Origin of the sequence: Novosphingobium sp. (assembly GCF_039595395.1) — a bacterium.
Lineage (GTDB): Bacteria > Pseudomonadota > Alphaproteobacteria > Sphingomonadales > Sphingomonadaceae > Novosphingobium.
Map to the genome: position 1 here is coordinate 2,198,993 of NZ_JBCNLP010000001.1, position 11,601 is coordinate 2,210,593.

8 protein-coding genes are annotated in these 11,601 nt (G+C 65.1%); 1 reads left to right on the forward strand and 7 read right to left on the reverse strand.

The genetic code is table 11. From position 1 onward, the window contains the following. Positions 1-38: 38 nt before the first annotated feature. Positions 39-1,763 (reverse strand): sulfatase, encoded by a 1,725-nt coding sequence (locus tag ABDW49_RS10170; protein WP_343611648.1) that lies wholly within the window; start codon positions 1,761-1,763, stop codon positions 39-41. A 357-nt stretch (positions 1,764-2,120) separates the two neighbouring features. On the opposite strand from ABDW49_RS10170, the gene ABDW49_RS10175 reads away from it, so the two are divergent. Continuing rightward, positions 2,121-3,104, forward strand: a complete 984-nt coding sequence (locus ABDW49_RS10175) for a LacI family DNA-binding transcriptional regulator (RefSeq protein WP_343611650.1) — start codon at positions 2,121-2,123, stop codon at positions 3,102-3,104. 13 nt (positions 3,105-3,117) lie between these two features. Here ABDW49_RS10175 and dgcA read toward each other — a convergent pair whose 3' ends face one another. The 6 genes from dgcA to ABDW49_RS10205 form a co-directional block, all read right to left on the reverse strand. Continuing rightward, the gene (dgcA, locus tag ABDW49_RS10180) at positions 3,118-4,080 is read right to left on the reverse strand and encodes an N-acetyl-D-Glu racemase DgcA (protein ID WP_343611651.1); all 963 of its coding nucleotides are present in this window, start codon (positions 4,078-4,080) and stop codon (positions 3,118-3,120) included. 68 nt (positions 4,081-4,148) lie between these two features. After that, positions 4,149-6,524 carry a penicillin acylase family protein gene (locus tag ABDW49_RS10185; protein WP_343611653.1) on the reverse strand — a complete coding sequence of 792 codons (2,376 nt, stop codon included), beginning with the start codon at positions 6,522-6,524 and terminating at the stop codon, positions 4,149-4,151. 153 nt (positions 6,525-6,677) lie between these two features. Next, a complete protein-coding gene (locus ABDW49_RS10190) occupies positions 6,678-8,279 on the reverse strand; it encodes an amidohydrolase family protein (protein WP_343611655.1) in 1,602 nt (533 codons plus the stop codon). Positions 8,280-8,308: 29 nt separating this feature from the next. Further along, positions 8,309-9,517, reverse strand: a complete 1,209-nt coding sequence (locus tag ABDW49_RS10195; RefSeq protein WP_343611656.1) for a dicarboxylate/amino acid:cation symporter — start codon at positions 9,515-9,517, stop codon at positions 8,309-8,311. Positions 9,518-9,593: 76 nt separating this feature from the next. Continuing rightward, complete coding sequence (gene dgcN / locus ABDW49_RS10200; protein WP_343611658.1) at positions 9,594-10,604, reverse strand: N-acetyltransferase DgcN; 1,011 nt, start codon at positions 10,602-10,604, stop codon at positions 9,594-9,596. Positions 10,605-10,698: 94 nt separating this feature from the next. Continuing rightward, positions 10,699-11,583 (reverse strand): LysR family transcriptional regulator, encoded by an 885-nt coding sequence (locus ABDW49_RS10205; RefSeq protein WP_343611659.1) that lies wholly within the window; start codon positions 11,581-11,583, stop codon positions 10,699-10,701. Between the last annotated feature and the right edge of the window lie 18 nt (positions 11,584-11,601).

Genomic DNA, 11,601 nt, shown 5'->3' on the forward strand with positions numbered 1-11,601 from the left:
AGCGGCCCCGGATTGGTCCGCTCACCCCAGTCACAACCTTACTTCTCGGGAATGTTCTTGAGCTGCTGATCCACCGTCGGCATGTTCACAAAGGGCTTGCCCGCCTGATGCGCGGCCTGCTTGGCCGGGCTGTCGGGCAGGATATCGTCGAGACGGTCGACGCGGTTGGGCTCGACCAGCCATTCCTGCGGGAAAGGCGCAGCGCCGGTGCCGTTGATATTGCGCCGCACCGCGCCGATCGACTGGCGCTCGGTGAAGGGGATCGCATGCTTGCCCTGGCGGTTGGCCAGTTGCTGGAACAGCGCCTTGCGCAGCGCCATCTTGTCGGAAAGATGCGCCGGATCGTCGGCCAGATTGTGCATCTCGGTCGGGTCGGCGCCGATGTCGTAAAGTTCGTCGCGGTCATAGATGCCGTGATACTGGATGTATTTCATGTTGCCGCGCGTGATGGCAAAGGTGGTGGGGGTTTCGGGGAAGCTCCATTCCCAGTAATATTCGTAGATGAAGTCGCTGGGCTTCCAGTCGGCGGGCTTGACGCTGCCGTTGATCAGGCCCCAGGCGTCCTGTCCCTCGAACTGCTTGGGCATGGACTTCACCCCCGCGATGTCGAGGAAGGTCGGCGCGAAATCCAGCCCGCGCACGCGCCCCGGATTGACCACGCCCGCCGGCACCGTGCCTGGCTCCCACATCACCAGCGGCACGCGCTGCGAGGCCTCATAGGCGGCGCGCTTGTCGATCAGCCCATGGTCGCCGACCATAAAGCCATTGTCGCTGGTGAAGACGACCAGCGTGTCCTTCTCCAGATGGTTGGCCTTCAGATAGGCCATGATGCGGCCAAGGCTGTCATCCACGCCCGAGAGCGTGCCATAGTAATACTTCAGATACTCCGTCATCTTCATGTCGGAATTGTAAAAGAAATCGATGCCGTGCCAGGTGTTGCGCTGATCATAGACCCAGCGCGGCTTGCCCTTGTAGTTCTCGGGCGTGTTGGCCCAGCTTGCAGGCAGGGTGAACTGCGTCTTGTCGTACTGATGCACATAGCGCGGCGGTGGCAGGGGATCGGAATGCACCGCCTTATGCGACAGATAGAGGAAGAAGGGCTTCTTCGGGTCACGCTCTTTGGTCAGCCAGTTCATGGCGTAATCGGTCAGCTCGTCGGTGATATAGCCCTTTTGCGCCACCTCCTTGCCATCGACATTGAGCATGTTGCTCTTGCCCGCCGCGATGGCGGCCGGAGGCAGGTCGGTCTGGGGGAAATAGTGCCCCTGTCCCTTGAAGCTGACCCATTTGTTGAAGCCGGGGCGGGGGGCATCGGTGTCGTTGCCCATATGCCATTTGCCGAAAAAGGCGGTCTGATAGCCGGCCTGCTGCAGATAGGCGGGGAAGAAGGTCAGTCCCTCTTCGGTCGAATTGTTGTTGTCGACCACGCCGTGATTGCGCGCTGTCATGCCGGTGAGAATGCTGGCGCGCGCCGGGCTGCACAGCGAGGAGGTGGTGACGCCATTGGGAAAATAGGTGCCCTGCGCCGCCATCGCATCGATGTTGGGCGTGTGCAGCAGGCCCTTGGGCTGCAGGAAGCCCATGCCATCGAAGCGCAGATCGTCCACCAGCACGAAGATGATGTTGCGCGGATGCTGCGCGGCGGGGGCCGAGGCCGGTGCGGGCGTTGCCGCCGGCGCCTGAGCCAATGCTCCCTGAGCGAACAGGGCTGCGGCGGCAAAGGTCGCGGCGGCGTTCAGCAAGGTTTTTCGCAGCAAAGGCATCGCGCAGGGTCCTTATGGTCAAAAGGCTGGTGATCAAAAGACCGGGCGACGTCTGAGCGCCGCCCGGCAGGCAGGGTAAGTCAAACTGTCAGGTCAGGGCTGGCATCGCCGTGAAGCGTCCGAGCCGGCAGCGCGCCGATCCGCGCATACCTCTCTTTCCCTCCCGTTTCCGCCAGTTTTCCTGGATGTGCCTAGAAAATACCATCGATGGTATTTTGTCAATCAAAAAGACTGTCGATGGAATGAAATGGGGCGGGAAGCCTTGTTCTGGCGCTGGTTCTGGCCTAGCATGGCGCCATGCTTAACGATCCGATGCGCGCCGTCTGCCGCACTCTGTCTGGCGGAAGGTAGAACTTCATGGCGACCATCAAGGATGTCGCGGCGCGGTCGGGGATCTCGATCAAGACGGTGTCACGTGTGCTCAACGGCGCCGACACGGTGCGGCCAAACATTCGCGCCAAGGTCGAGCAGGCCATCCGCGAGCTGCAATATCGCCCGGCTCTGGCGGCCAGACAGTTGGTGACGGGGCGCAGCTTCATCATCGTCCTGCTGGTGCCCGACACGGCGCATTGGTACTACTCGATGATGGTGCAGGCGATGGCACAGGCCTGCCGTTCGGTCGGCTGGCATCTGGTCGTCGAGACCTTCGACCGCCAGGCGCTGGAGGAGGATGAGCATTGGAGCATCGGCCTGTCCTGCGATGCCGATGCGGTGATCGTGCTGCCGCCATGGTCGGACCATCCACGCATGCTGCCATCGCTTGAAAGGCTGGGCCTTCCTGCCGTGCGTATCGCGGGGCGGGTGCCGGGTTATGGCATGCTGCTCAAGGTGCATGACCGCGATGTCGCGCGCCAGTTGGTCGAGCATCTGATTGCGCAGGGGCATCAGCGGATCGCCATGATCGCCCCGCCATCGGATCAACTCTCTTCCGAGGAGCGTCATCTGGGCTATCGCGACGCGATGGCCGCGGCGGGGCTCGATGTTCCGGACGCCTTCGTCTTTCGTAGCACCATGCTCTTCGAGAGCGGCGCGGAAGCCTTTCGCCAGTTGATGTCGCTACCGGTGCGCCCCACCGCCTTTTTCGCGGTCAACGATGCCACAGCGCTGGGCGCGATGACCACCGCGCTAAGGCTTGGTTTTCGCGTGCCTCAGGATCTTGCCTTCGCCGGTTTCGACAATTCCCCGGAGAGCCGCTACGCCTTCCCCTCGCTGACCACGGCGGATCAGCCCTTTGAGCAGATCGCCCGTCAGGCCGTGCTGATGGCCATCGGTCGCGATGAGGAACAGGTGGAGACGCCCCGGCGGATCATCCTGCGGGAATCCAGCCAGAGCGCCCTCTGATCGCGGGCGGCCCTTACCCCCAGAACCCCTCTGCCGCAGGCCATAGCTGGCCATCGCGCAGAGGCATGGCGCCGGGGCGATCCTCGACCATCAGCATGGCGCCATCCAGATCGGCAAAGTCCGATTGCGCGCCGATCAGCATGGCGGGGGCAATCGACAGGGATGAGGCGGTCATGCAGCCCGTCATCACGCCAAAGCCCATGGCGCGGGCGTCGCGCAACATGGTCAAGGCCTCGGTCAGGCCGCCGGTCTTGTCCAGCTTGATGTTGACTACCTGATAGCGCCCGACCAGTGCCGGAAGATCCTCTGTGGTGTGGCAGGCCTCATCGGCGCAGATCGGCACCAGCGGGGTGATGGTGGCCAGCGCCTCGCTTTGCGCGGCGGGGATCGGCTGTTCGAGCAGATCGACGCGCAGTACGGCCAGTTCAGGCAAAGCCTCCACCAGCAGGGCGGGAGACCATGCCTCATTGGGGTCGACGATAAGCCGGGCTGCGGGCGCGGCATGGCGCACGGCGCGGATCTGTTCCAGCGGCGCCTGCGCATCGACCTTGATCTTGATCAGCGAGGCCTTGCCCAGAGCCTTTGCCTGCGCCGCCATCGCCTCGGGCGTGTCGAGCGTGACGGTCAGCGCTGTGGGCAGAGAAGGGGGCGTGGCGATGCCCAGACGCTCCGCCACGCCGATGCCCGAGAGCTTCGCTTCCAAATCCCACAGCGCGCAGTCCAGCGCATTGCGTGCCGCGCCGGGGGGGAGCAGGCGTTGTACCTGGGCGCGGTCCAACGCTTGGCCCTGCAATACCCCCAGTTGCGCCATCACGCTTGCACAGTTTTCCTGATAGCGGCCATAGGGCACACATTCCCCGCGCCCGACCATGCCGCCCTGAGCCAGTTCCACCACCACCACATCGGCACTGGTCTTAGCCCCGCGCGAGATGCGGAAGGGGCGGGACAGCGGCAGGCTTTCGCTGTAGAATGTCATCTGCGGCATCATGGCGATATGGTCCGGTCTCAAGCAGAAGGCGGCGGTTTTTGGTACCGCCATAGGGTTCAGGCGCCCGTCGCGCTCAGCACGGTGCGGGCGGCGGCATGCTTGTCGACGGCCTCGGTCGAGAACAACATCGGCTGCATCTGCCCGGCGATCCATGGCTCATAAAGGTCCTGCCGATGCGGAGAACGCGGATCGGCGCTTTGCCCCGGCAGGTTGAGGAACACGCTGTTGTCCCACCCGCCCACATCCACCACCATCAGATAGCTGGCCCCGCCCGCCACGTTGAAGCTGCCGCCGGGGCGATACCAGCGGGCCATCACGGTGCTGGTGTCGCCTCCGGTGCCTGCTGTGTCGATGGGCGGGAAGGCCTTGGCGATGGCGGGAATAGCCGCCAGGGGATGGGTGATGCTGACCTTGTGCAGCTTGTCCCAGCGCCAGCTTGAGGGATCGTCGCCCAACGCCTTGCGCGCCGCCTGCCATGCCTCGCCCAGCGCCTGATCGAGCATCCTTGCGCGCAAGGCGGCAGGGTCCGGCCCGAGACGCGGATCGGGCTGTTCCAGCAGGGTAAGCAGAGCCTCGCTGTCCACCAGCGGCACCAGCTTGCGCAGGTTTTCCGGCACCAGTGTTTCGAGCAGGTGATGCTGTATGGCGCTGACCAGCATTTCGTATAGCGCCGGCGCACCCTTGTCGCCGGCAATCCGGCCGTCCCAACCGCGCAGCATGGCCAGCGCCAGACCGGCATCACCCTCCGCCTGAGCCGGCAGCAACGCCAGCAGGCGGCGCGCGGGCTCGGAATAAATGTCATGTTGCAAGGCCACGCTGTCAGCGATGGTCTGGCGGGGCTTGGCGGGCAACACCGCCTCGATGCGATGGTAGCGGAAGGGCGCCGAGAAGCTGTGCGCCATCGGGCCGGTATAGCCCTCGGGCACATTGTCCTGATTGGCCGAGGCGAACCAGCCAGCTTTGGGATTCAGGATGCTGGGCATATCCGCCACGGCGCGGATGCCCTGCCAGTCGAAGCTGCCGTCGCCGGGGACGGGCAACAGTCCGTTGTGGCCCTTGCGCTCGGGCGCGTAGCCGATGGCGTGCCAGCCGGTGTTGCCGCTGGTGTCGGCGTAATGCAGATTGGTGGGCGGCGGATGATGGGCGACGGCCCGGATCAGGCTGTCCCAATCCTGCGCCAGATTGATGGCTACCATCGATCCCATCGTGGATCCGCCCTCGCCCAGATGGACGCTGGCAATCGCCACCGCGCGGTTATGAGCCGGATCATGCCGGGTAACCGGGCCATGGACCGAGCTGCGCAGGGTGATCTGGCGCGGCGGGGCTCCGGCGATGGCAATGCTGTCCTCATGCCTTTCGAACCGGCGCCAGCCGCCGTTGTGGCGGTATTGCTCGGGATCGTCGGGGTTGAGGGTGAGGATGAAGACATCCTCCTGATCGATATGGAAATTGGTGCGGCCAAAGGCGAAGCGGTCGGTATGTCCCTGCATGATGCCGGGCAGCCCCGGAGCCCCCGCTCCGATCAGATCGAGCCCCGGCGCAGTAAGATGCGCGACATGGCGCGGCGCAAAGCCACCAATGCCGATATGCGGATCATTGGCCAGAATGGGCCGCCCGCTGGCGGTGTGCGCTCCGGCCAGCGTCCAGGCGTTGCTGCCTGCATTGGCATTGTCTGTGCGGCGCCCGGCCTCATCGACCAGCGAGCCGAAGGGCAGGCCCTTGGCCGCCTTGTGCAGGATGCCCAGATCCTCCGGCGAGATTGCGGCCAGATCGAGCCCCGGCGCCGGGGTGAAAGGCGCGGGCGGGCGCAGCGGCGCGCAGATCGCATCCAGATCGAGCCGCCCGGCATGGGCCAGAGCGGCGCGGCGGATCTTTTCCTCCAGATTGCCCACGGCGATGTCGCGTCCGGCCATCAGGTCGCGCGCGTCCCAGTGCAGCGGGCGGAGTTTGAGGATGCCATATTCCAGCGGCAGCAGGCTGGGGTCGGCCTCGCATTCGGTGATGCGGGCATTCACGCCGCTGACATAGGCTTCGAGGCAGCGGCGCGTTTCTTCTCCCAACGCGGCCAGTTCAGCCTCGAGATCGCCGCGATAGCGCAGCAGGTGAGAGGCTTCGTCATGGTCGGCGAAAGGTGCGCCAAAGCTTTCGGCAAGGCGGCCCGTGCGGCGGCGATAGTCCAGATCGATGGCGAAGAGGTGATCGCGCGCCACCACATAGCCCTGACCGAAAAAGGCGTCTGCCTTGCTGGTCGCGCGGATATGGGGGACGCCCAGATGGTCGTCGATGATCTCGATCCGGCCTTGCGCTCCGGGCACGTTGCGGCGCGCGGCAAGGGGCAGCGAACGGGCCAGAGCAGGGCTGCACATGACGGTTTCCAATGTTGCCAGAGCGATGGAAGAACGCAGGAGCCTGCGGCGATTGATGCGAAACATGAACAATCCCGGTGGTTGGAGCGCCCGGACCGACCTTGCCTTGGGGGGAGGGGAAGGCCCGGACGCTCGCTTCAGGGGGGAGGCACAGGGTAGGGCGGGCGGCCCGCCCTGTGCTATGCTAATTGGTGGCAGCGGTATGCCGCCTGTCTATACTCAATGCGCGGGGCAGGCTTTTGGGGCCGGACGCAGCAGAACACGGCCTGCCAGAGTGCCGGTGTTGGCATCGGACTCCACTGTCAGCCGCCCATTCACATAGAGCTGGCGCACCCCCACGCTGAGTTCGCGCGGATGGACGTAATCGGCACGCGGAGCGTAATGCGCCGGATCGATCACCGCCACATCGGCATAGTAACCCACGCGCAGATAGCCGCGATGGTCCAGTCTGTAGATATCGGCGGTGCGCCCGGTCGACTGGCGGATGAAACTGGCCAGATCGATCACATGGCGTTTCTGCACATATTGGGCGTATTTTTCGGGAAAGGTGGCGAATTGGCGGGGATGGCCGTCAGACCCGTCCGAGCTGGTGACGACCCATGGCTGCTTCATAAACAGATCCACATCGGCATCGATCATGTTGAAGGAGGCGATGGCGCCGCCATAATGCCTGTCGTCGCTGTTGGCGTCCTGCGTGATGATCTTCAGCGCGGCATCGAGAGGGCCCAGGTGCCAGGCTGCGGCCATCTGCTCCAGCGTCTTGCCGGTCCAGTCGAAGCCCGCCGAGATCAGCAGCATCTTGCCCGGCCCGCCCCTGCGGCGCATGTTTTTGTCCATTTCGGCCCGGATGCGGGCCATGGTGGCGGCATCGGCGAAGCGCTCCAGCATCTTTTTCGGTCCGCCATCGACCGACCAGCCGGGCAGCAGCGAAGCCTCAAGGCTCGATCCTGATGCCAGCCACGGATACTGGTCGGCGGTGACATCCTGCCCGGCCTTGCGGGCCGCTTCGATCATGGCGATGACCTGAGGCGCCTGCCCCTGCACATCGACGCCCAGTGCCTTGATATGGGCGAAATGGACGGGCATGCCTGCCTCTCGCCCGATGCGCAGCACCTCCTGCACCGATCCTTTCAGGCCGATGGTGTAGCTGGATTCATCGCGTTGATGCGTGTCGTAAAGGCCGCCGCGGATGGCCGCCTCGCGGGCGACAGCGATCACTTCCTCGGTCTTGGCGAAGCTCTGCGGGGGGTAAAACAGGCCGGTGGAGAGGCCGACCGCGCCCTCGCACATGCCTTTGGCGACCAGCGCCTTCATGCGATCCAGTTCGGCGGCATCGGGTGCGCGGGCGTCCTGACCCAGCACGCGCTGGCGGACCGCGCCAAAACCGATCATCGGCACCAGATTGGTGCCCACGCCGGCCTTGGTGCGCTGCGCGGCATAGTCGGCGATATCGGGCGTGCCATAGCCATCGACGCCCACCAGGATCGTGCTGACGCCTTGCCGCGTCCATGGCGCATTGACCCGCACCGCAGCGTCGGGCGAGAGGATATAGGTGTCGGGATGGCTATGCGCATCGATCAGGCCGGGGCTGACGATCATGCCTTTGGCGTCAACAGTTTGCGTGGCACGCAGCGGGCTGTGCGGGCCGACATAGAGGATGCGGTCGCCCTTGATCGCCACATCGCCCACGAAGGGCTTGCCGGTGCCGCCATCGTAGATCGTGCCGCCCTTGATCACGACATCGGCCTGACCGGATGGCGCGGCAGCGCCTGTCAGCAAGGTGGTGGCCAGCATGAGAGCCGTGAGTTTGAAGCGTTTCATCGCAAGCGGGCCTTTCGCGGGGGGATAGGTTATTGGCTGCGCGCCACGGCGGTGGTGACGGCCAGATTGGCGCTGGCGCTGGCAACGGTGCGGGTCATGTCGAGCAGGCGGTCGAAGGGCAGCACGAAGCCCACCACCAGCGCGCAGCGCTCGGGCGAGACGCCGACCGCCGACATCACCGCGCTCAGCATAAAGAGCGAGGCCGCCGGGATCGGCGCTGTACCGAAAGCGGCGAGCACGCCGGTCAGCAGCACGATGGCCAGCATCGGCAGATCGGGCGTGATGCCCAGCGCCTGAAGCGCGAACATGCTGAGCAGGCCGACATACATCGCCGTGCCATCCTTGCCGATGCTCGCCCCGATGGGCAGCACGGTGGAGGCGACGGCCGGATCGACGCCCAGTCCCTCACGCGAAACCTTCAGCGCGGCGGGCAGGGTTGCCGCCGAGGAAGCCGTGGAAAAGGCGACCAGCAGCGCTTCGGGGATGGCGCGGAAGAAGCGGGTGGGGCTCATGCGGCCCAAAGTCGTCACCAATGGGGCGTGGACCAGCAGCATCTGCGCCACGACGCCCAGCATCACGCCCGCCGCCAGCCAGCCCATATTGGCAAAGACCGCCACGCCGAATTTGGCCACCGCATTGCCGATCAGGGCCAGCACGCCAAAAGGGGTGACCTCCATCACCAGCCGCACCATCTGGAACAGCACCGCATTGGCCGAGCGCAGCCCATGCGCCATCGCGCGGCCCTGCCTGCCCGCTGTCATGGTTGCAAGGCCAAGCAGCACCGAGAAGAAAATGATCGCCAACATATCGCCCTGCGCCAGAGCGGCCAGAATGTTGGTGGGCACGATGGCCAGCAGTTGCTCGCCAAGGCTGGGCGTCGGGCCGAGCGCATGGGGCGGCAACTGCCCCAGCTTGGCGCCGAGGCCGGGATGCAGCACCAGCCCGATCGCCATGCCCAGCGAGACCGCGCAGATGGTGGTGAGCGCAAACAGGCCCAGCGTCCGTGCGCCAACCGCGCCCAGTCGGCGCGGGTCGGCCATGGCAGCCACGCCGCTGGCGATGCTGATCAGCACCACCGGCACCACCAGCATGCGGATCAGCCGCATAAAGAGGTCGCCGATGAAGCTGATGCCGCTGACAAAGCTCGGCGCCGTCAGCCCCAGCAGCACGCCCAGCAGCAGCGCCCCCAGCACTCTTAGCCACAGGGGCCACGCCAGCCAGCGCTTCACGATCACCATGCTTTTCGCTTCCTTGCCCACGCTTGTGTTTTGCGTGTCATCCCGCCTTGCCATCCATTTGACAAGGCCCGCTTTGTCAGGCCGCTTGCACGCCCAGCAATTGGTCGAGAATGTCGCTGACACCCATCGCATAGGGATCGCTGCAGGGCAGGCCCATACGCGTTTCGGTCTCGCGGCAGAGGCGGCGGGCGGCCTCGGGCTCCATCGCCGAGGTGTTGAGCGCAATGCCCACCGCGCGCACCTGAGGGTTCGTCAGGCGGGCAACGCGCAGATTGGCCTCAAGGCAGTCCTCCAGCGCGGGCAGGCCGTAATGGGGCAGGCCGCGCATATGCTGGCGCGCGGGATCATGGCACAGCACCAGCGCATCGGGCTGGGCGCCATGCAGCAGGCCGGTCGAGACCCCGGCGAAAGAGGGATGGAACAGCGAGCCCTGACCCTCGATCAGATCCCAGCCGCCGTCATGGCGCTCGGGGCTGATCTGCTCGATGGCGCCGGAGATGAAATCCGCCACCACAGCGTCCAGCGGCACACCCGATCCGGCGATGAGGATACCGGTCTGGCCGGTGGCGCGGAAATCGGCGGCGACGCCCCGCGCGCGCAGACCTTTCTCAAGGCACAGCGTGGTATACATCTTGCCCACCGAGCAATCGGTGCCCACCGTGAGCAGGCGATTGCCCGCACGCTTGCGGCCATTGCCGACGGGGATATCGGGGCGCGGATCGCGCACATCGTGCAGGCTGCGGCCAAGGCGCTTGGCGGCTTCAACCAGTTCGGGCACATCCTTCAGACGCTGATGCAGGCCCGAGGCGATGTCGAGCCCTGCCTCCATCGCGGCCAGGGCATCGGCCACCAGATCCTCGCCCATGCGGCCCCCGGCATTGGCCACGCCCAGCACCAGAGTGCGCGCGCCTGCCGCCACGCCCTCGGCCAAAGTCTGGCGGGGCAGGCCGAGAGTTAGCGGGCAATCGTCATGGCGGAATTCGCCGGTGCAATCCTGCGGGCGGAAGGCGGCCAGACCTCGGGAAGTCTTGATGCCGATCTCGTCACGCGAATGGCCGATGTAGAGTAGATAGGGAGAAAGGATCATGGCGTGCCTGTTTGCGTAGAAGGTGTGCAAACAAGCCTATCGAGAGCGCGGGGCGGGCACCAATAGCCTTGCTCCCGCACCCTATAGATGGCGGTTATAAGGCGTCGATGATCGCTGTTAGCCTGTCGAGGAAGTCGCTCATGGCCTGCGAGGGCGGGCGGCTCTGCAGGAAGACGGCGTTGATATCATAGGCAATCGCCGGTTGCAGCGGGCGGTAGGAGAGGCCCCTTTCGCGCGCCGCCTCGGCAGTGAAATTGTCGACGATAGCCATGCCGACCCCGGCCTTCACCAGACCAGCGGCAACATAATAGGTGCGCGCCGACACCGTTTCCTGAAGGGTGACGCCCAGCCGCTCCATTTCGCCCGAGAGCAGCCAGCCCAAGGGCCCGGCCTGAACGGGGCTGATAAAGCGCTGGCCGTCCAGACTGTCGAGCGAGAGGCGGGGCGGGGCCTCGGGCATATCCTCCTCGCGGTAGAGGACCACCAGCTCACCCTCGCCGATCACGCGGTGAGCGACAGGCGCGCCGGGTGGGACATGGAAGCTGATCGCCACATCGGTCTCGCGCTCATAGAGTTTGCGCAGGATTTCATCGTGATGCAGCGTTTGCAGGTCGAAGAGCACCTCGCTGTGCTGGCGTAAATAGCTGGCCACCGCCTGAGGGATCAGATCCAGCCCCAGCGAGGGCAGCGCCGACACCCGCAGCACCGCGCCGCGCCCATCGCGCAGATTGCGGCTGGTCTGGCGCAGCGAGCGGACCTTGTCATGCACCTCGGCCACTTCGGCGAAAAGGGCATGGGCATCCTGTGTGGGCACCAGTCGCCCGCGTGTGCGCTGGAACAGTTCGAGGCCCAAAGTCTGTTCGGCATGGCGCAGCACCTTGGAAACCGAGGGCTGCGAGACATTCAGCGCATTGGCCGCGGCGCTGACCGAGCCATGGACATAGACCGCATGGAAGATTTCGATGTGCCGAAAATTCATGAAGGCAGCATGATTGCT